Here is a 25541-nt window from a genome sequence, read left to right on the forward strand (position 1 = left end):
CACCCGGGCCGGCCGACGAAGCCGGCCCCCGTTCCGCGTCTCCTCCCCCAAGGTCGGGACGACGGCACGGATCCGGTACGGGCGCCCCCGCCCGTGACGGGCCGTTCGGGGGCGACGCGGGCTGGAGGACACGGACTATGCGGGCGGGCCGGCCGGTTCGGGGGCGTCGAGGGGCCAGGTGTCGCGGTCCTCGATGTGGTCGTAGGCGGGGAGTTCGGCGGCGAGGACGTCGAAGTAGGGAAGCGGGGCCCACAGGGCGCGGTCGCCGACGACGTAGAGGCGGCGTTTGGCGCGGCTGGCGGCGACGTTGAGGAGGTGGGGGGTGCGGGCGGCCCAGGCGCGGGCGCCGGGGCGGCCGCCGGCGCCGAGCAGGAGGACGACGACGTCGGCTTCCTTGCCCTGGGCCTTGTGGACGGTGGCGCAGCGTTCCTCGAGGGTTTCGGGGGTCCAGCCGGGGAGGGTGCGGCAGGTTTCGCGGGCTTCGCGGACGAGGGCGCGGAAGGGGGCGATGACGCGCAGGCGTTCGGTGTCGACGCCGTGGCGGTCGAGTTGTCGCAGGAGGTAGGTGAGGGCGCGGCGGTCGCGTTCGCCCCAGGGGGCGTCGGCGGGGCGGTCGGGGTCGGGGGTGTCGAGCCAGCGGCTGGGGAGGAGGCCGTCGTGCCCGGGGTCGGGGAAGGGCTGGGGGCGGGTGCCGTGGACCATGAGGCCGCCGTAGGCGGTGTCGTTGCTGACGGTGAACATGGGGTCTTCGCAGCGGCGGTGGACGCGCAGGGGTGAGCCGACCCAGACGGTGTCGTGCTCGGCGCCGGTGGGGGCGGGCAGGTAGGTGCCGTGACGGTTGACGCGGTCGGCGACGGCCTGGGCGGAGGTGGCGGAGGGCAGCCACTCCTCGTCGACGTGGTGGGCGAGCAGGAGGCGGCGCTGCAGGGCGGTGGGCATGGTGACGACGGGTTCGAGCTGGAGGGGGTCGCCGACGAGGACGGCGCGGCGGGCTCGCCAGAGGGCGCCGACGGCGGCCTGTGGGGTGGCCTGGCCGGCTTCGTCGACGAGGACCCAGCCGAGGGAGCCGCGGCCGAGGCGGGCGAACATGCTGCCGAAGGAGGAGAAGGTGGTGGAGACGACGGGGACGAGGAGGAAGAGGGTCTGCCAGGCGTGCAGGACCTGTTCGTCGGGGACGGGGCCGCTGTTCGCGGTCATGAGGTCCATGAGGACCTGGAGGTTGCCTCGGATCCGTTTGGCGGTGTTGGCGGCGAAGGCGCGGTGGAGGTCGAGGGCGCGCAGGAACAGGTCGCTGCGGGCGGTGCTCCAGGCCTCGTCGGACCAGGGGGCGCCGAGTTCCTGTTCGTGGTCGTCGAGGTGGAGCCAGTCGAGGGGCAGGGAGGGGAGGGTGGTGGCGGCGGTGCGCAGGGTGCGGTGGGCGGCGTCGAGCGCGGCGGTGGCGTCCTCCAGGTCGCGGCGGGCGGCCCATGCCTCGCCGCGGGCCTGTTCGGCGGCCGCGTAGGCGGTGGATTCGGCGGCGTGGGCGGCGTCCCGGCGGGCGCGGGCGCGGGTGACGGCCGTGGCGGCGTCGGTGAGGGCGGTGGTGGAGCGGGTGTGCAGTTCGGCGGCGGCGAGGTCCTCGTCGCGTGCGCAGCGGGCGATGTGGTCGTAGGCGTCCTCGAGGGCGGTGCGCTGTCGGGCGATCAGGGCGAGGAGTTCGGCCTGGCCTCGTTCGCGGTGCTGTTCGGCGGCCTGGCGTTCGGCGCTGTTCCGGAGGAGGCGGCGCAGGCCCGCGCGCAGGCCGGGCTGGGCGGTGGGGGGTTCGTCGTGGAGGGTGGTGAGGGCGGCGATCTGGCGGGTGTGGTGGTCGGCGCGTTCGCGGGCGGTGGCGAGGGCGCTTCGGGCCTCGGCGAGGACGCTTCGGGCGTGGGGGATGCGCCGGGTCGCGTCCTGGTGGGCGGCTTCGGCGGTGCGGACGGCGTCGGTGGCGGTGTCGACGGCGGTGAGGGCGGTGTCGTGGCGGGCCCGGGCGGCTGCCGCGCGGGCGTCGGCGCGGGTGATGGCGGCGCGCAGGGCGTCGAGGCGGGGGTGGAGGCGGTCGGGTCGGGTGTCCGCCAGGGTGGCGGCGAGGCGGGCGCGTTCGGCGCGCAGGCGTTCGACTTCGGCCTGGGCGGCGGTGAAGGCGGCGACGGCCCGCGGCCAGGAGGGGATGGGCTGGGCGGGGCCGGCGGGTGTGGTGGCGGTGCGGGTGTCGGTGGCTGCTGCGGCGGGGGCCGTTCGTCGGTCGCGCGGGGTGCGGGTGGGCTTGGGCGCGCTCGGCGGGACCCAGTCGCCGAGGACGGCGTTCATGCCGCGCAGCGGCGGGAGCCCGGCGGCGGTGCGGGCGGCGCTCTCGTTCTCGGGCAGGCGGCCCCACCAGAAGCGCTGGGTGAAGCGGGTGCGGTTGGCCTTGTTGCCGAGGACGGCGGCGACCAGTCCCCAGGCGGGCTCGCCGCCGAGGAGGGCGGAGGCGAGGTCGGAGAAGTGGTCGGGGCCGTCGTGCCAGTGCTCGTCGAGGGCGGCGGCGCCGGGCAGTTCGGCGGTGATGTTCTCCACCGCGCCGTTGTTGGAGGAGGTGACGACGATCTCGCGGCCGGTGAGCTTCGGGTCGAGGGCGGCGACGAAGCGGGCGTGGCGGCCCTGGCGGTCCTTGCCTCGCCAGGCCCGGCCGGGGAACGCGTCCCCGGGCCGCCGGTAGCCGGCCATCACGGCGGCGCGTTCGACCACGAGGGCGGCGACGAGGTCGCGCAGCATGGTGGTCTTGCCGGTGCCGGGCGGTCCGTTGACGGAGAAGAGGCCGCCGGCGTCGGGGCCCGCGGCGGCCGTCGTCCCGTCCGTGCGGTCGGCGAGCATGCGGTTGACCGCGAACTGCTGGCTGAGCGCGAGCGGGTGGCTCGCGTTGGCGGGCCAGCGTCCGGCGGGGACGAGGGCCGGGTCGACGCCGTCGAGGACGGCGAGGCGGTCCTCGCGCAGGTCGGTGCGGGCGTCGACGGGGATGTCCCGGTGGGAGGTCAGGTAGGCCTCCAGGGCGGGGCCGAGGCCCTCGGCCCCGCCGCTGCCGCTGCCTGTGCCCTTGTTGTCGGTGAGGGCGGCGCGGACCCGGGCGAGGTCGGGCGGCAGGAGGCTGTTGAGGAACGGCTGCGGGGTGGCGGGCTTGTCCTTCGGGTCCCGGGGGAGGCGGACGAGCCTGCTCTGGACGCGGATCACGCGCGGGTCGAGTTGCTCCTCGACGCCGCACAGGTGGGCGATCTGGGCCGTCAGGGCGACGAGGTCGGCGAGTGCCACCGGGCGGCTGCCGGTGTCGTCCGGGGCTTCGCCGTCCGGTGACGGCACGTCGGCGGACGCTTCCAGCGGCATCGGCGGGACGGTGGTGTCCGGGCCGGGGGTATCCGGGCCAGGGGTACCCGGGCCGGCGCCGTCCGGGCCGGGGGTGGAGGCCCCGTCGGTGTCCGCCCGGTCCGGACGGCGGGCCGCCGACCACTCGGCGACACGCCGCACCAGCGGCTCCGTCGCCCCCTGCACGGCGGCGCCGGCGACCTCGCCGAACAGCGCCCCGACCGCGGCCACCGCCGCGCCGCCCAGGATCTCCGCGAGCAGCCGGCGCCAGCCGTCGGCGGGGACGGGCTCCTGGCGTACGGGCGCGGCGCCCATGGGCCGCGACAGCAGGGGGTTCGGCAGGGGAGCGGCGCCGGCCGCGTACGGGACCTGCGTGGCGGCCAGCCGCCCCACCGCCACCTCGAACGCCTCGCCCAGCTCCTCGAACCCGTCCAGCCACCCGGGCGCCGACGGCCCCGGGTCGAAGAGCCGCCCCGTCGCCCAGGCGCACGCGGAGACCACCGAGGTGTCCGCGACGGGCCGCCCGTACTCGTCCAGGACCAGCGCGAACACCGCGCTCCTGCCCGGCAGCTCCAGCTCCCCGTCCGGCACCCCCGGATCCGGCTCCGTGTCCTCGGGCAGCACGGCGATCATCGCCCGGCGCAGCCGCTCCAGGTCGAACACCCCGCCGTACACCTCGTGCCGCCACACCATCCCGCTCGGTGCCCGCCACGCCGCCGTCTCCGGATGCTCCGGCGCCCACGGCAGCGGCGGCGCCACCTGGCCTGCGGCCGGCGTGACATCGACGACCACCGTGTCCGACACCCGCGGACGGCCTGCGCGGCGCCTGCGCGGCACCTCCGGAATGGTCGGCGGACTGAACAGCTCGATCGCCCGCCAGCACTCCAGCAGGTCCCCCACCCGCCGGCCCCGCCCGTCCCCGGTCCGCACCCCGTTGCCCCCTGCGTCGAACCCGCGGCCCACAGCCGCTTCGTGTGCCGATCAGCCGGCGGCCGAATCTACCGGACGGCGGGCTGGTGGGCCGGGCGTTCGGCTGCCACAGCGGTGAGGCAGGGACGGCATCGCGGTGAGCGCTGACGGTGGGCCGGCTATGTCCCGTCCGGGCGTCTCGGGCACGTGGCAGGACGGCCACGGCCCTTTGGCACCTCCACAGGCCAGCTGCTGCGCCCGCTTTCTCGACGCCGCCTCAGGAGCGGCAAAGAAACAGCAAAGTCGCTGCAGTCCGGAGAGTTGTCAGCTGAGCGGTTCAAGGACGTCAGGCTTGCCGTCCACGGCGGGACCCCAGCCGGCTGGAAGGTTTGCGGCAGCGATTTCGACGGCCTCCTCGGCAGTGAAAGCTCCGCCGATTCGCTCCCGCCCGGAGCCTTGTGGTTCGTGCAGTCTCAACACGCGAAACCGTTGGCCATCGAGGGGGAAGATCGAGGGCAGGTCCTGAGACCAAGGGAAGCGGGTGCATCGGCTGAACTGCAGTGATCCGTGGCCGACCAACGGGAAGAGGCTTCGGAGAGCAGGGTTGGTGTAGGCCGCTTCGACGAGGTGCTTGTCGATGCGGTTCTCGTTCATCTCTCGAACCAGCTGCCACTGCGCTGCTACTGGGTCCTCGGCTTCCGTCCGGGATGCGTCGCTGTCGTTCATGCCCGGAGATTAGCGGCCTCGCTGCGAGCGGGTTCGGCACCTTCCCCGTCGATGTCACCTCGACGATCGGCAGCAGCCTTGCCGTGGCCGGGATACCGAGCTGGCATGGTGTCGGTCCGGCTGGGGTGGGGACGTCGGTGAGTCGCTCCAGGAGTTGGTCCAGGGCGGCCTGGCCGTCGTCGACGGCAGCGCGTTCGTCATCGGTGAGCGGGATGTTGACCAGCATCTTTTGGAGGTTCTCCTTCGCCTCCAGCAGTTGGCCCCTGCTGGAGTTCTCCGGGGTGTAGAAGTCGCAGCGCGCGCAGGCCATCCGGTGCTGGCACTGCTCGAAGAAGGTGTAGGTGCACCAGCCGTGGCCCAGGTCGTAGTACTGCCAGGGCTCGCGCGACCCGGCACCGCAGACCAAACAGCCGGTATCGGGATGAGACATCGGACGAAACGACTCGTCCCGCGCACCGTTTCACCGGCGGGCCGGTTCTGACGGCTCTCGGGGTCCGGGCGGGTGCCGCAGACGGCGCCGCAACGTCAAGGGGGCAGGGAAGCGCCTTCGGGGCAGCCGCCCTCCGGGCGGAGAGGCCCACCCGGAACGCTCCCGCCCGGATGCGTGGCGTGGGCGGTTGGGACCGGTCCGCCGCCCGCTCGGGGGTTCGGACGCGGACCGGTCCTTTCCAGTGTGCGCGAGCGGGCACGGCGGGACCGCCGGAGCGGGTTCGGAAGCGTCGCCGGCCCGTGCCCGAGTGTGGTCCTGGTATCGGCTCGACTTATGCGGAGCCCTGCCGGCAGCGCTCCGACGCCTTCTTCGGACGGATCCATGCCCCGGTGGGCCCGCCGTCCCCGCCCTCGGACGACTCACCGACCCCGGGGTCTCCCGGACAACCCGGCTTGTAGGCTCTCGTCGGACAGCTCTGATTCGTGAAGGGGGAGCCCGGTGCGCGCCCGTCGATGGATACCCGTGGTCGCCGGAGCGGCCGCGCTGAGCAGCCCGACCGTCGCGTACGCCCGCGGCGGGGGCGGCGGCCACGGGTTCGGCGGCGGGGGCAGCAGCGGTGGCGGGGGCAGCCACGGCGGTGGCTTCCACGGGTCGAGCGGCGGTGGCTTCGGCTACGGCGTCGGAACCGGTGGCGGCGGGCTCGTCGCCCTGGTGGTGATCGTGGCCGTCGTCCTGCTGATCCTGTGGCTCGTGTACCGGCACCGGAAGGCGGCGCAGGCGGCCGGTCTGAACACGGTGTCGGACCGTGTGGCGCACCGCGCGGACGCGCAGGCGCGCGAGCGCGCGGCCCGGGTCGGGGCGCGGGTCGACGCCCTGGCCGACACGGATCCGACCTTCGAGCGCGCCGCGCTCGAGCACCGGGCCGTCTGGCTGTACGTGACCGCCCAGCACGCCTGGACCCACCACGACCACGCCACGCTGCAGCGGATCCTGTCCCCGGTGCTCTACGGCAAGTGGGCCGAGGAGCTGCGCGACTATGAGTCGCGCGGCGAGGTCAACGTCGTGGAGATCGTCTCCGGCCCGGAGGTCGAGCTGGTCGACGTCGCCAACCGCGCGGGCGAGGTGAACGACACCGTCACCTTCCGGATCACCGCGACGCTCAGGGACTACGTGCGCCGCGGCAACGGTCCGGACGCCGTGCGCAAGGACGGCTCGACGCGTCCGGTCGAGTACTGGACGCTGCGCAAGAGCGGGGCCGGGGAGTGGATCGTGTCGTCGGTGGAGCAGGCGGCCGAGGGTGCGCACCACCTGACCAGCGCCATCGAGACGGACGGCTGGGACCAGAGGGAGGTCGCCCGCGAGGCGGTGCTCGAGGTCGCCGGGAAGACCGCGGTCAGGGGCGCGGGCGACATCCTGTCGCTCACCAACATCGTGTGGAGCACGGACGCCGACGCCGCCGCCGGTGATCTGAGCGTGCTCGACGGCCGGTTCGACAAGGCGGTCCTCGAGGTCGCCGTCGAGCGGTTCCTCGAGGAGTGGGTCATGAACGACGGCAGCCTGGACTTCACGTCCGTGCGCACGGCCGACCGCACCGTCATGCGTGACGCCGTCGTCCGGTCCGTCGCGGTGCGCTCACTGGTCTCCCGCGACCCCATCGTCTTCCGGGTCGCGGTCGACGCGCAGGGCGTCTACTACGAGGTGGACCGACGCAGCGAGCAGGTGCTCCGCGGTGACGCGCGCAAGCGCCGTCCGATCGCTTTCGCGTTCGACCTCCGGCTGGACGACACGTCGACCAAGGCGTGGACGGTGATCGCCACCGCGGTGGAGTAGGCGGGGCCCGCGCCGGCTCGGGCGTAGGTGCGGTGGCGGTCGGCCGTGCCCCGGCCCCGGGTTTCTCGCGCTGCGCCCGGCCGATCCCGTGAGCCGGTCGCTCGCCCGCCCCGGGCGGCGGGGCTCGCCTCCGGCCGTCGTCGCGCCTTCAGCGGCTCCCGAGGAGTGGGGCGGTCCGGGCTTCAGGTGGCTGGTGTCGGCGGTACACCGCCCGCCAGAGTGGTGCGGAGCGCCGCGGGCGTGAGAGGCCGCTGGCTGGGCCGCGCGCAACTGGCTGTCCGCCGGCCTCACCGCTGTGGCATTAACGGCTTGAAGTGGCCCCGCGTGTCCGGCCTGAGCTGGCCCCACCGATGGGGCGTGCGGGAGTGTTCAGGGGTTGTTCCGGCTTGAAGTGGCCCCACTCTGGCCGGTGGGCTGGGACGCTCGGTGCAGGTCGCCATGAGGGGGCGATGCCGGGTGGTGTCCTCGAAGGAAGAGCTGTTCCTGCAGATCCGCCGGGACTCCTGGCGGGAGGGGCTGTCGGTCCGCGTGCTGGCGCGGAAGTACAGAGTCCACCGACGGCTGGTGCGCGAGGCCCTGTCGTCACCGGTGCCGGGTCCGCGCCGGACGCCTCGGCGCCATTCGCCCAGGCTGGAACCGCTCAAGAAGACGATCGATCAGTGGCTGCTGGACGACCTGGAGGCTCCGCCGAAGCAGCGACACACGGTGAAGCGGATCCTGACCCGGCTTCAGCAGGAACTTGGGGCCGAGATCGCGTACTCGACGCTGTGGGACTACGTCCACCGGCGGCGCCAGGAGATCGCCGAGGCCGCCGGGGCGGCCCCCGTCGCGGGCTTCGTGATCCGGCACAACAAGCCCGGTATGGACGCGGAGGTCGACTTCGGCGAGGTCTGGGTGGACCTGGCCGGCGAGCGCACGAAGTGCTACCTGTTCGCGTTCCGCCTGGCCTACTCCGGCAAGGCGATCCACCGGATCACCGCATCGTGCGGGCAGGAGGCCTTCCTGGACGGCCACCTGCACGCGTTCCGCACGCTGGGCGGCGTCCCGGGCGGCCAAATACGGTATGACAACCTCTCGCCCGCGGTCTCCCGGGTAATCCGAAAGAGTCGCTCCCGCGAAGAGCATCCACGCTGGACCGACTTCCGCCAGCACTACCCGTTGACTGAACTACTGGTGACGTCTTTGCAGGTCAGTGACCCTTTGGCGGGATCGTCGTTGGGCTGGCCATGGAGTCATCGCGAGACCTGTCGGTCCTGTCCGTGCCCTTGGTCGGCGAGCTGGTGGACACGGACGATCCGTGGGAGCCCTACCGGCTCGTCGATCCGCAGGGGACGTCGGTTGAGGGAGTCGCTGTCTTCTTGCGGGACCTGCAAGCGGCCGGACGGCCAGCGACAACGGCTCGTTCCTACGGGATGGACTTGCTGCGCTGGTTCCGGTTCCTTTGGGCCGTCGACGTGCCGTGGGATCGGGCCAGTCGCATCGAGGCGAGGGATTTCTCCCGCTGGCTGCAGATCGCGGGGCAGCCGTCACGTCGGCACTGGCGACGCCCGGACCAGGCCGGCCGGTGGGCTGCCGGCGGGAAGCCGTACGCGACCTCGGTCCGTACGCACAGCGAGACGGTGCTGCGGACCTTCTACGACTTCCACCGCGACGCTGGCACCGGGCCGGTCCTCAATCCGTTTCCGTTGGACCGCTCGCGTCGCGGGCGGCGAGCGCACGCTCACCGCAACCCGATGGATCCACCACGGAACGAGCGCATCGGCCTCTACCGACCGAGGCTGCCGCAGCGGATTCCTCGCAGCGTCCCGGACACGGAGTTCAACGAGATCTTCGCCCGGCTGCCTTCCCACCGCGACCGGGCCCTGGTCGCCTTCTACGTCTCGACCGGCGCGCGGGCCAGCGAGCTGCTGAGCGCCTGGCAGGGCGGGGTCGACCCGGGCCGCCAGCTGATCAGCGTGGTCCGCAAGGGCACCGGCGAGGTCCAGGAGCTTCCGGCCTCGACGGATGCATTCGTCTGGCTGCGGCTCTACCAGCTGGAGATGGAGGACGCGATCCCCCAGGGGCGGCGGCTTCCGCTCTGGTGGACGTTGCGCAACCCGTCTCGGCCACTGACCTACCACGCGGCACACCGAATGTTCGAGCGGGCCAACAGCAAGGCCGGCACCGCGGCGACGCTGCACGCGCTGCGGCACACCGCCGCCTACCGCATGGCAGAGGACCCCGGTCTCCCACTTACCGATGTCCAATTCGTCCTTGGCCATGCCCAGTTGACCACAACTCAGATCTATCTCACTCCTCGCAAGGAAGAAGTCATCCGGCGACTGCTGGCCCATCATGCCGAGCAAACGAGACAGGCCACCGCACGCATCGCACCCGCCGCTGCCCCAGGCTACTCGGCCGAGTCGCTGGACGTGCTGTTCGGGACCGCCCGCTGATGACCATGACGCTGAACACCCCGCAGGCCCCGGCGGCGAAGCCGCTTCGGCGGGTCACGGAGTTGGTCCGGGCACGGCCGCGGAAGGACACCTGGCCAGCGACCAGGCAGACCCGCGAGGAAGTCTGGGGTCGGCTGGCCGCCGAGCCTTTCGCCCCGGCCTGCGACAACAACGGTCGCAAGTTCGGGCTTCGCCTGCTGCTGGACTGGCTGACCGATCAGCCCGGCGCGACCTGGCAGGAGCGTTGGCTGGCCAGCGGCGCCGACGACGACGGCGCCAACTGGCGGGAGATCCCGCTGCGTTGGATGCGTGAGCGCGGTCACGAGGTCCCCTGGCGCCAGGAGTCCTTCTTCCGGGCGGTGCATCCCGCTCTTTGCGCCGACCTCGTCCGACCCTCACTGCCCTGGCTGATCACCTCGTCGCTCCGCAGCAGCGCGCTCGTCGGCATGCTCGCCCAGCACCGCGACCCGACCGGCTTCGCCCGACTGCGAGAACGCTGCGCTACGGATCCGAGCGTCAACACGGCCGCGGCGACCCGCACCGCCTACCGCGCTGCCCAGATCCTCGTCGCCAAGGGCGGCATCATCGCCGACATCGTCCCGGGCGACGTCCTGGAGCTGCTGGACATCGAGGCCGAACTACGCGGCACCTCCGTCGGAGCCACCCACCTGTTCTATCGGGTCCTGCACGACCTGGACGTATTCGACGATCGGGCCCCGGCGACGCTGCGCGAACTGCGGACGGGCGGACAGCGCACGCCCGAAGAGCTGATCGACCGCTACGGCATCGCCTGCCGCCCCGTCCGCGACCTCCTCGTCGACTACCTGCGAGAACGCCAACCGGCACTGGACTACAACAGCTTGGATGCGCTGTCCTACTACCTGGCCAAGCTGTTCTGGTCCGACCTGGAACGGCACCACCCAGGCATGGACAGCCTGCACCTGCCGACCAGTGTCGCCGACGCCTGGAAGCAGCGGCTTCGCACCACCACCAAGACCGTCCGCACCCCGGACGGCCGCCGGGTCACCACCGAAGCACCTCGGATCAACTACCGCGAGTGCCTCACCCCAGTGCGAGCCTTCTACCTGGACCTGGCGCACTGGGCCGTCGAAGATCCCGCGCGCTGGGCCGGCTGGGTCGCCCCCTGCCCGATCGGCAGCGAGGAGATCAACCGGAAGAAGGACAAACGGCGCCGCAAATCACGGATGGACGCCCGAACCCGCGAGCGTCTGCCAGTACTGCCGGTCCTGGTCCGCAGTGTCGACCAGCGGCGCAAGGACGCCGCCACCGTGCTGGCCGCCGCCCGCGCCGCGGCACCAGGCGAGACGTTCTCCGCCGCTGGGCAGACCTTGGTGCGCGTCGCCCCGCGGCGGTCAGCGGTCGCCAAAGTGCTGGCCGAGGACCCCGTCACCGGGCACCGCCGTGATCTCGGACGCGAGGAGGACCGCGCCTTCTGGGCCTTCGCCATCGTCGAGGTTCTGCGGGCCACCGGCATCCGGGTCGAGGAACTCACCGAGCTCTCCCATCACAGCCTGATCCGGTACCGGCTGCCCACCACCGGCGAGCTCATCCCGCTGCTGCAGATCGTTCCGTCGAAGACCGACACGGAACGGCTCCTGGTCGTCAGCCCCGAGCTCGCCGAGGTCCTCTCCACGATCATCCGCAGGGTCCGCGACAAGAACGGCCGAGTTCCCCTGGTCCCCGCCTACGACCACTACGAGCGCACCTGGCTGCCGCCCGCACCACTGCTGTTCCAGCGACACCGCGGCTACGAGAACCGGGCGATCAGCTCGGGCGCCGTCCGGAAGATGCTCACCGCCGCGCTCGCACACACCGGGCTGACGGACTCCGTCATCGGCGGCCCGTTGCACTTCACGCCGCACGACTTCCGCCGGCTGTTCATCACCGACGCCGTCCTCAGCGGCCTGCCCCCGCACATCGCCCAGGTCATCGCCGGGCACCAGGACATCAACGTCACCCTCGGCTACAAGGCGGTCTATCCCGACGAGGCCGTCCAAGCCCATCTGGCCTTCCTGGCCCGTCGACGAGCCATGCGGCCAACCGATGAATACCGCGTCCCCACCGACGAGGAGTGGACCGAGTTCCTCGGTCACTTCGAACGGCGCAAGGTCTCCATCGGCACCTGCGGCCGCGCGTTCAGCACCCCCTGCATCCATGAACACGCCTGCGTCCGCTGCCCCATGCTCTGGCCCGACCCCGCCCAACGCGACCGCCTGGTTGAGATCCGCGACAACCTCCACGCTCGCATCGAGGAGGCCGAGCGCGAGGGCTGGCTCGGCGAGGTCGAAGGACTCCGGGTCAGCCTGGCCGGAGCGGAAGACAAACTCGCGCAGATCGCCAGACGCGCAGCCAGTGCGTTGGTCGCCCTCCCGATGCCGACGCTCCGAAGGGAGCCGTGAGCATGCCCGGGATGACCGCGCCTGCGTCAGCGGGACGAAGGGCTGATGTTCCGCTATGCGCCGGAGGACAGTCGGCTTGCGGCCTGGTCCCATGGCTGAGGCTCGATCAGGTCGTCCCTGTCAAAGGCATCCTCCTCGAACCAGCCCGTCCCCGCGAGCCATGTCTCCAGCCATGCTGCGAGGCTGTCGGAGTCGAGGAACCAGCACTGATCCCACGATCCGCCGCTATGCGGGTTCGGCTCGAAGAGCAGGACCTGACCGTCCTCGCTGAGACAATCAACGCCTGCGTACATGGCACAGCCCCAGGTCAGGATCGGTACGACGCCTTCGGGCCACTCCGGGTGCTCCACTCCAACGGACGCCTCACGTCGCGTCAGGTATTCGCCGGCGACGCTGGAGCCCGGACCAAGCAGTGGCAGCAGTCGGTAGTCGGGGCCGAAGCCGCCGTCAGCGACCTCGCGATACAGGCGCGCAAGTAGGGGATGCAGTGCGAAGCCCAGTTGCGCCTCGGCCTCCGCAATCTGGGCATTGCTAACAGGCGCGGGAAGGTCCTCGCTGTCGGATGCGGCCCGGATGGCAACGCGTTGCACGAGGTCATCAATGTCGGTCATGACCGTGATGCTGTCAGGGCCCACCGACATGTCGATGGCCAGGGCCGCCAGGCGGACTGTTTGGCTGCAGAGAGTTCAGAGAATTCTCGATCATCCCGTTCTACTGCGAGCCGGGCCTTCGCGGAGCCCACGAGAAGGGCGGAGTGGAGGGCCAGGTCGGCTACTGGCGACGCAACTACCTGACCCCGGTCCCGCGCGTCGAGTCGCTGGGCGAGCTCAATGCCGCGTTCACCGAGTTCGAGCGGGCCGAGGAGAAACGCCGGATCGGGATGCGGATCCGCACCATCGGCCAGGACTTCACCCAAGAGGCCCCGCTACTGCTGCCGCTGCCCGAGGGCCCGTTCGAGACCGGCATCGCGTTCGCCCCGCACGTCGACCGCTACGGCATGGTCGCCGTCCGCGTCTGCCGCTACTCGGTTCCGGTCCGGTTCATCGGCCGCACCGTCCACGTCCTGCTGCGGTCCGACGAGGTCGTCGTCTTCCACGGCCGCACCGAGATCGCCCGTCACCCGAGGCTGACCACCAAGGGCGCCGAACGGGTCGTTCTGGACCACTTCCTGGAGGTCCTGCTCACCAAGCCCGGTGCCCTGGCCGGCTCCGAAGCACTCGAACAGGCCCGCCGCGCAGGCACGTTCACCCCGGCCCACGAGGCGTTCTGGTCTGCGGCCAAGCGCGCTCTTGGAGAGAGCGACGGCACGAAGGCGCTGGTCCACGTCCTGCTGCTGCACCGGCACCTGCAGCACCGCGACGTGGTCGCCGGCATCCGGGCCGCCCTCACGGCCGGGGCCTGCACCGCGGATGTGGTCGCGCTGGAAGCCCGCAGGGCCGCCGAGTCGGAAGGCCGGTCGCCGACCGTCACCGCCACCACCCCGCTGCCCGAACCGGTGGTCCCCACGGACCTGCCGCTGCCGAGCCTGACCGAGCGCCGAACCGCCCGCCTGCCTCCCGACCAGCGGCCCCTGCCCGCTCTGGACCGCTGGGATCAGCTCCTGCAACACCGACCCGGAAGGGACTCCCTATGAACGGCCCGCACCACACCCTGACCGAGCCCGCCGCCGATGCCGCCATCGACACCGCCTGCCGGGTCCTGCGGCTGCCGACCTTGCGGGCCCAGTTCGCCGACACCGCCTCCCGCGCGGAGCGCGAGCGACTGTCCTACTGCGGCTTCCTGGCCGAGCTGCTGATGGCCGAGTGCGAGGACCGTGACCGGCGCCGGTCCGAGCGCCGCATCCGCGCGGCCGGCTTTCCTCGTCCGAAATGGCTCTCCGATTTCGACTACACCGCCAACCCGAACGTCACCCCCCGCCCAGATCCACAACCTCGCCACCTGCGAATGGGTCAAGAAGGGCGAACCGCTCTGCCTGATCGGCGACTCCGGCACCGGCAAGTCCCACCTGCTGATCGGACTGGGCTCCGCGGCCGCGATGGCCGGCTTCCGGGTCCGATACGCGCTCGCCGCGAAGCTGGTCAACGAGCTCGTCGAGGCCGCTGACGAGAAGCAGCTGACCAAGACCATCGCCCGCTACGGACGCGTCGATCTTCTCTGCATCGATGAACTCGGCTACCTCGAACTGGACCGCCGTGGCGCCGAGATGCTGTTCCAGGTTCTGACGGAACGGGAGGAGAAGAACAGCGTGGCCATCGCCTCGAACGAATCGTTCGGAGGCTGGACGAAGACGTTCACCGATCCCCGCCTCTGCGCGGCCATCGTCGACCGCCTCACCTTCAACGGCACCATCATCGAGACCGGCACCGAGTCCTATCGTCTCGCCCAGACCAGGGCCAAGCAGCAGGCCGGCCGATAGGCCAGGTCACGCGGGCCGTTGCTGCACGATCCTGCCTTGGAGTTCGCGGAGCACCGCATCGATGCCTCGGTCTTCCGCGATGGCTGTCAGCCTCGGGCGCAACCTACCGAGAGAGGAGACGCCCTCGACTCCGACGTTCCCGATCCTGAGCCCCTTGTCGGACTCTTCGAACACCCAGAAGGTGATCTCGGTCGGCTCCTCATCAACATGGGCAGAGGTCATGACCCTGAACTTGCCGCCGTCGTGAGGGTCGCGATCCGTGATGACCAAGGCCGCGCCCGCCAGAGGCAGCCCCGCGATCTGCTCGGCTACGTGCTTCGTCATCGCCAGCACAGTGGCTCCACGTTGTTCGCCGTCCAGTCGCTCCCAGCTCGGACCCACCGCGATGGGTGCCAACTCCCGCCAGTCCAGCACGGACGCGACGAACGCGGATCGATCCGGCTCCTGCACCAAGGCAAGGTCGGCGAGGAACGTGCTGATGAATGCTGAGGCGTCTTCCGAAGTGAGCACAGAGCGAACGTAGTCGCTTGAGCCCACCGCAGGAAGATCACCCCGGCTGCAATGGGGCCAGCCCGCACCGGAACCCGGGGCCACCTCAAGCCGGAGCGACCCACCGGCAAGCCGACAAGTGGGGCCAGCTCAGGCCGGACAAGCGGGGCCACTTCAAGTCGTTAATGCCACCGCTGAACCGACTGTCTGAGGGGGACCCACACCAGATGTCCATATGGCCTTCGATCGTCGCCGTGCTCGGCACCCTCGCCGGTGCCCTGACCGCCGGACTCCTCCAGCACCGTTCGGCGCGCACCGCGCGGGCGGAGGAGCGCGCCGACAGCCGGCGCCAGGAGCGGCTCGGTGCGGTCACCGACTTCGCGGCCGCCCTGGACGCGCACCGCTCGGCGATGTTCCACCGGGAGCGGCTGGCGCTGGCCGAGGCGGGCGCCGAGCACCAGCTGGAGGCCCAGACGAGGTCACACGACACGCGGACGGCGGTCACCGCGCCCCATATCCGGCTCCAGGTCCTGGTCCCCGAGCTGGCTGGCCCCGCGCAGCAAGCGGCGGACGCGACGTACGCGTTGCGCAGGGCCGGCGACCGAGCCGAGCTGGACGCCCGGCGGCATGCGGCGAAGGAGGCATCCGTCGCCTTCGTCGCCGCGGCCGCCGCGCTGCTGGGCCCCGACGACGGCTGACGGGGGCGGCCGGCGCGCTCGGGTCCGGTGACGGCATCGCGTCCTGCCTCGCATGGCGACGGCTTGGGCCACCGCCTCGGACGGCGCGAACGCGGTCAGCCCGTCTCCAGGTGCCGCGTGATCCGCTCCCGCACCGCGCCCGCCCGCGGGTCGCCTTACCCGGCGAGGAGGGCGAGTGCGTCCTGCCGGTGCCGTCGTGCCGCCTGGGGATCGGCGTTCGCCAGGGCCGCGGCGAGGGCGGCGAGGGCGAGGGCCTCGTGCCAGGTGTCGGCGAGGTCGTGGTGGGCGGCGGCGGCGCGGCGCAGGAAGGCGGCGGCTTCGGTGGGGCGGTCCAGGCGGCGGTAGGTCTCGCCGGTGCCGTGCCAGGCCTGGGCTTCGCGGCTGCGGTCGCCGAGGCGGCGGTGGAGGACGGCGGAGCGTTGGTAGGACTCCAGGGCGTCGGTGTGCTGTCCGTCGGCGCGCTGGGCGTCGCCGAGGGTGAGGAGCCAGAAGCCCTCGAGACGGTGGTCCCTGAGGTTGAGGGCGATGTCGAGGGCGGCTTGGGCGGCGGCGAGCGCGCCGGCCGTGTCGCCGTCCTCGCGGCGGATGTCGCTGAGCAGGCGCAGGGCGTTGCCCTCGCCGCGCTGGTTCTTCAGGGCTCGGTGGGCTCTCAGCGCCTGGGCGACGGCGGTCGCGGCCTCGGGCAGGCGGCCTGCGCGGTAGTGGGTGCCGGCGAGGTTGGCGAGGGTGGTGGCCTCCCACTGCGCTTCGTCCAGGAGCCGGAACGCGGCGAGTGCCCGATCGAAGTGCTCGGCGGCGTCAGCGAGTTGTCGGCGGTGCAGGTGGACCAGGCCGATCAGGTTGAGGGAGTGCGCCTCGTTGAGCCGGTCGCCGAGGCCTTGCCAGAGGGCGAGCGCCGCGCGGTGCCACCCGAGGCTGTCGTCGAGGGCGTTGATGCGGGTGCAGCCCATGCCGAGGTCGGTGAGCAGCAGGGCGCGGGCGCGGTCGTCGCCGAGGCGTGTGGCGGCGGCGAGGCCGGCGTGGCCCGCCGGGAGCCAGTCGGCGCCGGGGGCGGAGGGGGCCTGGGCGTTCCAGAGGACGGCGGCGAGCTGCCAGGTGCGGCGGTCCTCGCCCGCGGTGGCGGCGGTGTGGACGGCGTACAGGAGGTTGGCGCGTTCGCGTTCGGCCCAGTCGACGGCGGTGTTGTAGTCGGCGAGCGCGGTCGGCCGGATCCCGTCGGCGGGCGGGTCGAGCGGGACACGGGCTTCGGTGGGGCGCAGGCGCTGCTGGGCGGCGTCGGCGGTGTGCAGGTACCAGTCGAGGACGCGGCGCAGGGCGGCGTGGCGTTCTTCGGGGGTCTCCTCGCGGTGGGCCTGGTCGGTGGCGTAGGCGCGCAGGAGGTCGTGGAACTGGTAGCGGTCGGGGGCGCTCTGTTCGACGAGGTGGGCGCCGACGAGGGAATCGAGGAGTTGGCGGGTGCGGCCGGGGGTGAGGTGGGCGAGGGCGGCCGCAGCGTACAGTCCGAAGTCGGGGCCGGGGTGGAGGCCGAGGAGGCGGAAGAGCCGGGCGACGTGTGCGGGCAGGGCGCGGTAGGACCAGGCGAACACGGTGCGGACGGCGTCGGCGTCCTCGTCCTCGCCGACGGTAAGGGCGTCCCAGAGGGCGGATTCGTCGCGCAGGTCGGCGATGAGGTCGCCGAGGGCCGTGTGGGGCAGGCTGGCGGCGCGCTCGGCGGCGATGCGCAGGGCGAGCGGGAGCCGGGCGCAGAGTCGGGCGAGTTGGGTGAGCTGGTCCGGGTCGTCGTGGGGGCGGTGGTCGGCGGTGATGGCGCGCAGCAGGGCGACGGCCTCGGGTTCGGGGAGGGTGCCGAGGGTGAGGCGGCGGGCGCCGTCGCGGACGGCGAGGCCGGACAGGCGGCTGCGGCTGGTGACGAGGACGAGGCTGCCGGAGTTGCCGGGCAGCAGGGGGCGGACCTGGGCGGCGGTGGCGGCGTTGTCGAGGACGACGAGGACCCGGCGGTCCGCGAGGAGGGAGCGGTAGAGGGCGGCGGCCGCGTCGGGGTCGGTGGGGACGGAGGGGGCGGGGACGCCGAGGGAGGTGAGGAAGTGGTGGAGGGCTTCCGGGGCGGTGACGGGGCGGCCGGGGTCGTAGCCGCGGAGGTTGACGTAGAGCTGGCCGTCGGGGAAGCGGTCGCGGGCGTGGTGGGCCCAGTGCAGGGCGAGGGAGGTCTTGCCGGCGCCGGCGGTTCCGGCGATGACGATGACGGCGGCTTCGTGGCGGTCCGGGGCTTCCCGGGTGAGGTCGGTGTCCAGTCGGTGGAGTTCGTCGACGCGGTTGACGAAGCCGCGGACGTCGGCGGGCAGTTGGCGGGGCTTCGGGGCGGTGTCGGCCGGGTTCGTGGTGTCGCGGTGGTCGGGGTCGCGGTGGAAGTGGATTCCGCCGCGGATGTCCCGTGCCTGGACGAGGTCGTGGGTCGAGGACCCGGACACGGCGGAATGCGTGCGTCCGGGGCTGTCGGTGTTCCCGTCGTCCTCGTCTGCCACGGTGCTCCGATTCCGTGTGGGCGGGGGGAGGTGCTCCACTTCGCGGGCGAAGTAGGAGTGCACGTCCTCGCCGGCACGGTAGAGATCCTTGATGTAGTCCTCCCAGCGGAGGACGAGATCGGGATCGGTGTAACGGACGGCGCCGGACGGGACCCCTGTCTCCGAATAGATGACCCGGTAGGCCGTGCGGCCGCCGAGGACGACGATTTCCGGCAGCGGACCGAATTCCTCGTCCCCGGAATCGGCGAGCGCCTCGGCGTCGAGGATTCGGATCCGCTCGCCGCATTCGGCGCGGATCCGCAGCGAGTGCAGCTCCCAGTGCACGTACGCCGTCAGCGGCCGCTGGACCACCCGGACGCGGTGGAAGAACGACTGGCGCTCCTCGTCCTGGCGCCCCATCGCGAGCAGCGCGGCGCGCCGGCCCTCCAGCAGCCGCAGCGCCTCGTCCCAGTCCCCGCGGCGCACGGCGTCCCAGCTGGTACTGCCCTGCTCCTCGAAGTGCTGGAGCCGCTCCAGCTTCCAGGAGTCCCGGCCGTGCACGCGCGTGTCCCGCTCGCGGAAGTCGCGCTTGTAGTCCTGGCGGGCGAGGGTCTCGCCCCACTCGGGCCGCAGCTCCGGGACCCGCCGGTCAGGCATCCGCGATGTCCGCTTTCGCCGCGCTCAGCATGACGCCGGGAATGACGACGAGCCGCTCGCCGGGGCCGAGGGCGACGCCGTCGGGCAGCCGGCCGCCGTAGTCCTGCGTGAGGTCGCGCCCGATCACGGCGATATCACCGTTGGAGAGCTGCCAGATGTCCGGGCATTCGTCCCGGCCTTCGGACGTCCCGAGCTCTTTCGCGGATTTCCCCAGGCGCTTCTCGAACGAAGCGGAAGGATCGGCTTCCCATCCACGAGCCATGCCTGCCCCCATTGATATCGCTCCCGACACAGAGCCGCGGGTTCAGCATCCTACACCTGACGGCAGGTCAGGGGAATATTCCGCACATTCGCCATGTACTCCTAAATGATCACCATTGCGGCATAATCGACCTTGTCTCCGTATGGTCGGCCGCGTGCCGGGCGGGCCGTGAGCGGCTGCGGCGGGCAGCCGCACGCCCGGGCGTGCTGTCGGGCGCGTTGTGCGCCGTAAGCGCCGCAGTCAGGGCGGCCCTGCCGTCCCGTGCACGGGCACAGGACGGGCGCGCCCGTCCGTGCACGACCACGGCCTGGGTGCATCCCCTGGGGCCCGGCGCTGGGGGTGTGGGAGAGTCTCGAGAGTCCCCTGCCACCTCAACGGTTCGGCGGTGCCGTCCGAGACCCTCGAGTGGGCAAGCACGACGTGGCTGGCGAAGAAATGCCGAAGCCGCCACAGCCGACCAGTTTGCGAAGGGTCCTTCCCCGCACCCGCCGGAGTCAGCCGTTCAGGACGGCTTCTTCGACGGCGATACGGCGTCCTCCCCGCACCTGCTCGGCGACGGCTCAATGTGAGGCCAGGTTCGGCGGTTCGCGTCGTCGGCCCGGAAACACACGCTGGACATTCCGGGGGCGCTGCGGAATCCGATGGATCGTCCGCCGCGGGCGAGGCACAATCCCGGGGAACCGCAGCGAGGGGAGCTTGTTTGGACGTGTTCGCGTGTGCCGGGTGCCGCACCGACCTGACGGCGCCGGTGTCCCGGGTCGCCCTACCCGTCCACACCCACCACGGTGCCTGGGAGGAGCTGCATCCTCCGCTGATGGAGCCGGCGACGTACGCCGTCGACCCGCAGCCCACCGGACCGCCCTGGCGGTTGTGGCAGGAGGTCGGAGAGGAGGCGGCCGCCCGGCAGGGAGTGTATGCGCCGGTGTACTCCGTCTCCTTCGGCGCGCGAGGCAGGATCGTCATCGCGCCCGGTGACTCCCGGTCTATGACCCTGGTCCTGGAGAAGTGCGAGGGCTACTGCCGGGGTGTGGACGGCCGGGCCGGACCCAACCTGGCCTGTGCGGGGTGCGGGCGGGCCGTGGCGACCCGGATCGACGACTGCGGTTCGTGGCAGACGGTGTGGCTGGAGCCCGACGCCGTCGTTCGCCGTCCCTCGGGGCTCCCGGCTGCCCCGCTGCCCGATTGGGCGGACGTGGGACGCGCCGACCACCGCGTCCCGCCCGTCGAACCCGACGGGTCGTGGAGCCGCCGTTGGGAGGCCGCGATCGGTGTCGCGCTGGCCCACCTCGTGGCGGCAACCGGGAACCACCCGGTGACCCTCCCGGCCGGTCCCGTCATGGAACTGCTCGGCCATGCCGTGGCCTGCTACCTCCCACCCGGGCCCGACGCCCGCTCGGTGGGGTTGGCCGGCCCGGGCGTCCCCGCGCCCCGGCCCCACCCCGACGTCCTCCTCGTCCCCCGCCACCCCGGCACGGGCGAGCCGTGGCGCCCGCCCGACCGCGAGGCGACGGTGGTGCCACTGGACAGCGGGGTCTGGGCATACCTCACCGGCCCCGGGGAGAGCTCGCCGACGCCCGCCACAGGGGGGCTCCCGGAGGGCGTCCTGCGCGACGACTACCCACTGCGATCCCGCCCCTGGCACCCCCTGGAACCCCACCACGGCGCCTTCGCGGGCACCCTGGTCGGGCTGCCCGCGATCCGTGGCCCCCGACTGCGCGGGTATCACGACGCCGCGTACCGATCGTGAGAGCCCGTCGGGCGTTGTAGCACCGCCTCGGACCGTCGAGACGCCCCCGACCGTCCGACCCACCTCGGTCTGCCCACATCGACGTGCCCAAAAAGCAGGAAGGGCGCCCCCAGGACGTCCTCTCGCCGGTCGGCCACGGACGCGTCGCGCCGTTCTCGACAGTCGCGGCCGGGAGACGCGCGGCTGCGGTCGCGCAGGTCTCGGCCGCGGCCTGGGCGTTGCCGACCAGCCCGACCTCTGTCACCCGGTCGGCACGCTGGGCCACGGCGTGGAGGACGGCAGATCAGCAGGGCAAGGCTGTCCGGGTAGGCCGTGCGGCCGTCCTGTGACGGACCGAGCCGTACAAGTCGGCGGACCACGGGGAGCACTCCCCGGCGCCAGTCGGTAAGCCGCTTCCGGATGCCGGGCACCATCGGAAGCTCGTCCGTCTCGGCCGGGGCAAACCACGCGTGTCCAGGACGGTGTCTCTTGGCCCCGGAGTGACGGCTACAGACCGTCGCCCCGATCGCCCAAGCCTTCTCCGCACTCCGGCTCTCCCCCGGTGCCAGGGCCTACCACGAGAAGCAACGAGCCCGCGGCATCGAATCCGACGCCGCCCTGCGCCGACTCGCCAACCGATTCGTCGGCGTCCTGCACGGTCGCCTCAAGGCCGGCGCACCATACGACGAGGCGACCGCCTGGCCCGACCAAGCCCACACACTCACCGCTTGACGGTGCCGCCGCGTGCTCATGGCTACAGCTCGGGCACCGGCCCTCGGTGCGGGAGGCTGTCGCCCCGCCGAGTTCGTTGTGCCGCGCTTCATCTCGATCCTGCGGGGCCTCCGCCGTGTGGCTGCCATACGGCGCCCGCGGTGGGTCAGCGCTTCCAGTAGTCGAGGTCGGGCAGACGGACCCAGGTGTCGGCGGGGCCGGTGACGGCACGGGCGCTGGTGGGTCGGAGGCCCGCGAAGGCGCAGGCGTAGGCGACGGCGTGATAGCGGTAGAGGTAGCCGGCCAGGACCTCCTCAGGGGTGTCGTCAGGGCGGGGACCGCCGCCGGGGTGGAGGTCCGATGCTTCTACGGTGCTGTTGCGGACGATGCGGCCCTGATTGCCGCTCTTGGGGTTGGCATAGAGGCCGTAGCCGAACGTACCGGTGGTCAGGCGGGCCATCGCACCCGGGGTGGACGGGGTGTAGCCCCAGGGCTGGGTGACGATGCATCCGCCGGGAACGGTTGTGACGCCGGCGATGAGCAGGCTCTCGTCCATGGAGTACTCGTACGGGTCGTCGAGGAAGTCCGCCATGGACTCCTCGTCCGCCGGCGCCGCGTCCAGGCGGCGGATCGCCTCGGCGGCGTCGATGCCGGCGATGCAGGCGAGGCTGGTGCCCTCGTAGTGGAAACGGCCCAGGGCCTCGACGAGTTGTCGACCGCGCCGGACGGTGGCCTGCTCGGCTGCCGTCAGGCCGGGTTCCTCGTCGGGGACGGCGAACAGGTCGGGGACCGGCCCGGCCAGGGCGAGGCGGCCCGGCGACCAGCCGCCAAGCTGGGGCTGCCAGGGATCGGCACCGGCGGCCACGAGGGCCCGGGCGTTGTCCGGCCGGTCCTCCATGACGGCCCCCCACAGCGCCGTCGTCCCGTACTCCAGCGCGTCCACGTCCGAGACACGGCCCGCCAGTTCGGCCACCACCTCGGGAGAGCCGAACCCCGCCGCCCGGTGAAGAGGGTGGCCCCCATCCCACTCGTCCGGGTCAGCACCCGCGTCGAGCCGCGCTCGGATGTCACCGTGGTCGCGCCAGCTTTCCCAGGTCACACCGGCCCAGCCCGTCATCGTGCCTCTCCGTCCTCTCCACACCAGCGCGTGCGTCAGCCCCCCTCCGCAGACGATCGCATGCGGGTCCGACAGCAGTCGTCCCGAAGCCGGTCCGGGGCGGCCGGCTGTGACGTCAGAAGCGCCGGACGGTCGCCGTGTCGGCCCTGGTAATCCCCGTCGGCGGGGTGGCGGGGCGGCGGCGCGCCAAGGCGGCGAAATCGGCCAGGTCCTCGAGCCGTCACCCCCGACAAGGTGGTGATCCCGCGCTCGGTCAGCCACTGGGCGAAGATCGACCACTCGCTGACCGTCTCCAGGACACGGCCCGAACTGGGCTTGGACCGCGTGGCCGTCCCGTGTCAGATCATGTCGGACCATGTCGGAATCCGGCAGCGGGTAGTTGAACGCCGATGCGTCCGCTGCAGCATCTGATCCTGACGGCTCGTTCTGCAGGGGCCGTCGGTGGTGGCGTCGGTGGTCGGGCGGCCCGGCAGCGGTGGCGCTCTCGTCCTGGCGCTGGTGCGCGCCCGCGCTCGTCGGACCGGCGGCTGCGTCGGGATCGTGGCCCTGGCTGTGTCCGAGGCGCGTCGCCGGCTCGGCGTTCCGACGGCGTCTGCGCCGCCGCACTGCCCGCCCGCGCTCGCCGCGGACTGCGTGTCGGACGGACCGCGACGGAAGTCCTGCAGGTCGTCGAACGACGCTCCCGCGATGTCGATCGGTAATTCCTTGTCGATCCTGTCCGGCGCTGGGATACTCGGTGGCCGTCAAGTTCGCCGTCGACCGATACCGGCGATGACGGGCTCTGCACGCGAAGCGATGCGATGTCGGTAAGAGCTGTCCGGCCGCGACGGGGTCCGGCCGGCCATCGGGGGAGTGGATCAGGGGATGGCGAGCGGGGCCGTGTGGGGCCCGTTGGAGGCGTACTGGCCTGCCGAAGAGCTGGTGCGCAACCGGCTGGCGTTGGTCGGGAAGATCGAGCAGTGCTACCGGGAGGCCCACCCCGAGGGGAAGGACCCGTCGACGGGCGATGTGACGTCGTGGCGGGAGAGCCTCTACGAGCTGGCGACCGTCCTGACCGACCTCGGGCGCGGTCAGGTGTGGATGTTCGTCGAGTACCGCGTCGACCCCGGCATGAACCCGATCGACGTCGTGCTCGCCGGCTGCCACCCGTCGGGTGGGCTGAGCTTCGCCGCGATCGAGCTCAAGCAGTGGAACACCGTCGAGCGTCCCCGGGCGGACAGGCCCAAGGGGCTCTGCGTGTCATGCCGCTCCGGCGGCGGGAACGGGCTGTGCGCGCAGTGCGCGGTCGACCGCGTCTTCGTCCCGGACTACGAGAGGCACAAGAAGCATCCGGCCGTCCAGGTACAGGACAACGTGGTCGCGCTCCGGAAGCACCACAGCATGTTCGACAGCCGCTACGTGAACCTCGTGGGCGCCTCCTACCTGCACAACCTCAAGCGCCCGGACGCGCAGTGGATCGGCAACGTCGCGCCGTGCCCGGGCATCCCGACGTTCACGGCCCGCCGGCCCGCCGACCTGCGGAAGTTCCTCGAGGCCAACTTCGCCCCGGAGTCCGGTGCCGAGGCGGCCCAGACCCTCCTGGACCGCCGCCGTTCGGAGACGCTCCTCACCGACGAGATCGGCGCGATCATCGACGGCCACACCCGCTTCAGCCTGGTGGAGAACTAGCTGCGCGCGGTGAACGACGTGATGGAGTCCGTCCGTACCGCTTCCGCACCCGGTGCGAAGAAGGTCTACGTGGTGAGCGGCCGGGCGGGCAGCGGCAAGTCGCTCGTCGCTCTGACGTTGCTGGGAGACGCGCTGTCCGAGGGCTACCGGGCCGCCTTCGTGTCCGGGGGGATCGCCTCGCGTGACACCTTCCGGCGCGCGGCGCCGGGCCGGCGCGGTGCGTTCACGACGCTGAGCAAGGTCGCCGACGACCGGGCGGTGGACGAGCTCGACGTCATCCTGTGCGACGAGGCGCACCGGTTGTCGGAGCGCCCGATGCGGGGTTCCTTCCACATGCGTCCCGGTGAGTCGTCGGTCGAGGTGATCGTCTCCCGGGCACGGGTGCCGGTGTTCTTCGTCGACGGTGACCAACGGCTGTTCGCCGAGGAGGTGTGGTCCCCGGAGGCGCTCGTCGAGGAGATCAAGCGTCTCGGGGCGGAGGTCGTCCCGATCACGCTGGACCGGGTGCTCCGTGCCGTCGGGAGTGCGACGTACGACGCCTGGGTGCAGCCGCTCATGGCCGGCTCCCCTATCTCGTGGAACCCCGACGACGGTCCCGATCCGGAGCCGTTCCAGCTGTACTACGCCGAGAGCGCGGGCGAGATGGAGGGGTTCCTGCACGCCCGGCAGGAGGACGGTGCCAGTGCTCGGATGAGTGCGGGCATGTGCTGGCCGTGGACCGATCCGACCGGCACGGTGCCGGAGGTCGCGCCGGACGAGGGGTGGGCCCGTCCGTGGAACGCCGGGGACGATCACAAGACTCCGGGGGTCCCGAAACGCAAGTACTGGGCGACGGACCCCGGAGGCTTCGGGCAGATCGGTTGTGTCCACACCGCGCAGGGGCTGGAGTTCGAATGGGGCGGTGTGATCATGGGGCCGGACCTCACCTGGGAGGACGGCGCGTGGGTGGTGCACCGTGAGCACGTACTGAGCAAGGCCGACCGGATACGGTCCGACGAGGAGCTCGCCCGGGCCATCCGCAACGCCTACGGCGTCCTCATGACGCGTTCCATCCGCGGCACGGTGCTGTACTCGGTCGACCCGGCGACCCGACGGCTCTTCGCCGATCTCGGTCTCCAGAAGATCTGAGCCCCCGATGACCGACGGCGCCCGCCGAGCCGCCCCCGGACGGCCCACGATGGGAAGCGAGAAC

General features: G+C 72.1%; 15 protein-coding genes and 1 pseudogene. 9 read left to right on the forward strand and 7 right to left on the reverse strand.

Annotated elements, in window-relative coordinates; translation table 11 throughout:
* Positions 1 to 135 precede the first annotated feature (135 nt).
* Both ACIA8Q_RS27255 and ACIA8Q_RS27260 read right to left on the reverse strand, forming a co-directional pair.
* Positions 136 to 4254 (reverse strand): DEAD/DEAH box helicase, encoded by a 4119-nt coding sequence (locus ACIA8Q_RS27255; protein WP_396317819.1) that lies wholly within the window; start codon positions 4252 to 4254, stop codon positions 136 to 138.
* A gap of 333 nt (positions 4255 to 4587) precedes the next feature.
* On the reverse strand, positions 4588 to 4989 hold the full coding sequence (locus tag ACIA8Q_RS27260) for a DUF6193 family natural product biosynthesis protein (protein WP_396317820.1): 402 nt from the start codon (positions 4987 to 4989) through the stop codon (positions 4588 to 4590).
* A gap of 928 nt (positions 4990 to 5917) precedes the next feature.
* Here ACIA8Q_RS27260 and ACIA8Q_RS27265 point away from each other — a divergent pair.
* From ACIA8Q_RS27265 to ACIA8Q_RS27275, 3 genes are all read left to right on the forward strand, one after another.
* A complete protein-coding gene (locus ACIA8Q_RS27265; RefSeq protein WP_396317821.1) occupies positions 5918 to 7249 on the forward strand; it encodes a TIM44-like domain-containing protein in 1332 nt (443 codons plus the stop codon).
* A gap of 1259 nt (positions 7250 to 8508) precedes the next feature.
* The gene (locus tag ACIA8Q_RS27270) at positions 8509 to 9684 is read left to right on the forward strand and encodes a tyrosine-type recombinase/integrase (RefSeq protein ID WP_396317878.1); all 1176 of its coding nucleotides are present in this window, start codon (positions 8509 to 8511) and stop codon (positions 9682 to 9684) included.
* Positions 9684 to 12104, forward strand: a complete 2421-nt coding sequence (locus ACIA8Q_RS27275; RefSeq protein WP_396317822.1) for a tyrosine-type recombinase/integrase — start codon at positions 9684 to 9686, stop codon at positions 12102 to 12104. The genes ACIA8Q_RS27270 and ACIA8Q_RS27275 overlap by 1 nt, the downstream gene beginning before the upstream one ends.
* A gap of 53 nt (positions 12105 to 12157) precedes the next feature.
* Here the strand turns inward: ACIA8Q_RS27275 and ACIA8Q_RS27280 are convergent, their stop codons facing one another.
* Positions 12158 to 12715 (reverse strand): SMI1/KNR4 family protein, encoded by a 558-nt coding sequence (locus tag ACIA8Q_RS27280; protein ID WP_396317823.1) that lies wholly within the window; start codon positions 12713 to 12715, stop codon positions 12158 to 12160.
* A 143-nt stretch (positions 12716 to 12858) separates the two neighbouring features.
* Between ACIA8Q_RS27280 and ACIA8Q_RS27285 the strand changes: the two genes are divergently transcribed.
* Both ACIA8Q_RS27285 and istB read left to right on the forward strand, forming a co-directional pair.
* Positions 12859 to 13737: a Mu transposase domain-containing protein gene (locus tag ACIA8Q_RS27285; protein WP_396317824.1), complete on the forward strand. Its 879-nt coding sequence runs from the start codon at positions 12859 to 12861 to the stop codon at positions 13735 to 13737.
* Positions 13734 to 14520, forward strand: a pseudogene (istB, locus tag ACIA8Q_RS27290) (IS21-like element helper ATPase IstB). The gene ACIA8Q_RS27285 and the pseudogene istB overlap by 4 nt, the downstream one beginning before the upstream one ends.
* A gap of 6 nt (positions 14521 to 14526) precedes the next feature.
* Here the strand turns inward: istB and ACIA8Q_RS27295 are convergent.
* Entirely contained in the window at positions 14527 to 15030 is a 504-nt protein-coding gene (locus ACIA8Q_RS27295) for an ABC transporter substrate-binding protein (protein WP_396317825.1), read from the reverse strand.
* Between the two features lie 206 nt (positions 15031 to 15236).
* On the opposite strand from ACIA8Q_RS27295, the gene ACIA8Q_RS27300 reads away from it, so the two are divergent.
* The gene (locus tag ACIA8Q_RS27300; protein ID WP_396317826.1) at positions 15237 to 15707 is read left to right on the forward strand and encodes a hypothetical protein; all 471 of its coding nucleotides are present in this window, start codon (positions 15237 to 15239) and stop codon (positions 15705 to 15707) included.
* A 155-nt stretch (positions 15708 to 15862) separates the two neighbouring features.
* Here the strand turns inward: ACIA8Q_RS27300 and ACIA8Q_RS27305 are convergent, their stop codons facing one another.
* Positions 15863 to 18865, reverse strand: coding sequence for an ATP-binding protein (locus tag ACIA8Q_RS27305; protein ID WP_396317827.1), 3003 nt, complete (start codon positions 18863 to 18865; stop codon positions 15863 to 15865).
* The gene (locus tag ACIA8Q_RS27310; protein WP_387903285.1) at positions 18858 to 19127 is read right to left on the reverse strand and encodes a hypothetical protein; all 270 of its coding nucleotides are present in this window, start codon (positions 19125 to 19127) and stop codon (positions 18858 to 18860) included. The genes ACIA8Q_RS27305 and ACIA8Q_RS27310 overlap by 8 nt, the downstream gene beginning before the upstream one ends.
* Before the next feature lie 814 nt (positions 19128 to 19941).
* Between ACIA8Q_RS27310 and ACIA8Q_RS27315 the strand changes: the two genes are divergently transcribed.
* Positions 19942 to 20874 carry a hypothetical protein gene (locus ACIA8Q_RS27315; protein WP_396317828.1) on the forward strand — a complete coding sequence of 311 codons (933 nt, stop codon included), beginning with the start codon at positions 19942 to 19944 and terminating at the stop codon, positions 20872 to 20874.
* An 856-nt stretch (positions 20875 to 21730) separates the two neighbouring features.
* Here ACIA8Q_RS27315 and ACIA8Q_RS27320 read toward each other — a convergent pair.
* The gene (locus ACIA8Q_RS27320) at positions 21731 to 22537 is read right to left on the reverse strand and encodes an ankyrin repeat domain-containing protein (protein WP_396317829.1); all 807 of its coding nucleotides are present in this window, start codon (positions 22535 to 22537) and stop codon (positions 21731 to 21733) included.
* Between the two features lie 1008 nt (positions 22538 to 23545).
* On the opposite strand from ACIA8Q_RS27320, the gene ACIA8Q_RS27325 reads away from it, so the two are divergent.
* Both ACIA8Q_RS27325 and ACIA8Q_RS27330 read left to right on the forward strand, forming a co-directional pair.
* Entirely contained in the window at positions 23546 to 24349 is an 804-nt protein-coding gene (locus ACIA8Q_RS27325; protein WP_396317830.1) for a hypothetical protein, read from the forward strand.
* Between the two features lie 9 nt (positions 24350 to 24358).
* Positions 24359 to 25477 carry a DNA/RNA helicase domain-containing protein gene (locus ACIA8Q_RS27330; protein ID WP_396317831.1) on the forward strand — a complete coding sequence of 373 codons (1119 nt, stop codon included), beginning with the start codon at positions 24359 to 24361 and terminating at the stop codon, positions 25475 to 25477.
* Positions 25478 to 25541: the final 64 nt, after the last annotated feature.

The sequence above is a fragment of the Kitasatospora sp. NPDC051705 genome (genome assembly GCF_044453265.1).
GTDB lineage: Bacteria > Actinomycetota > Actinomycetes > Streptomycetales > Streptomycetaceae > Kitasatospora.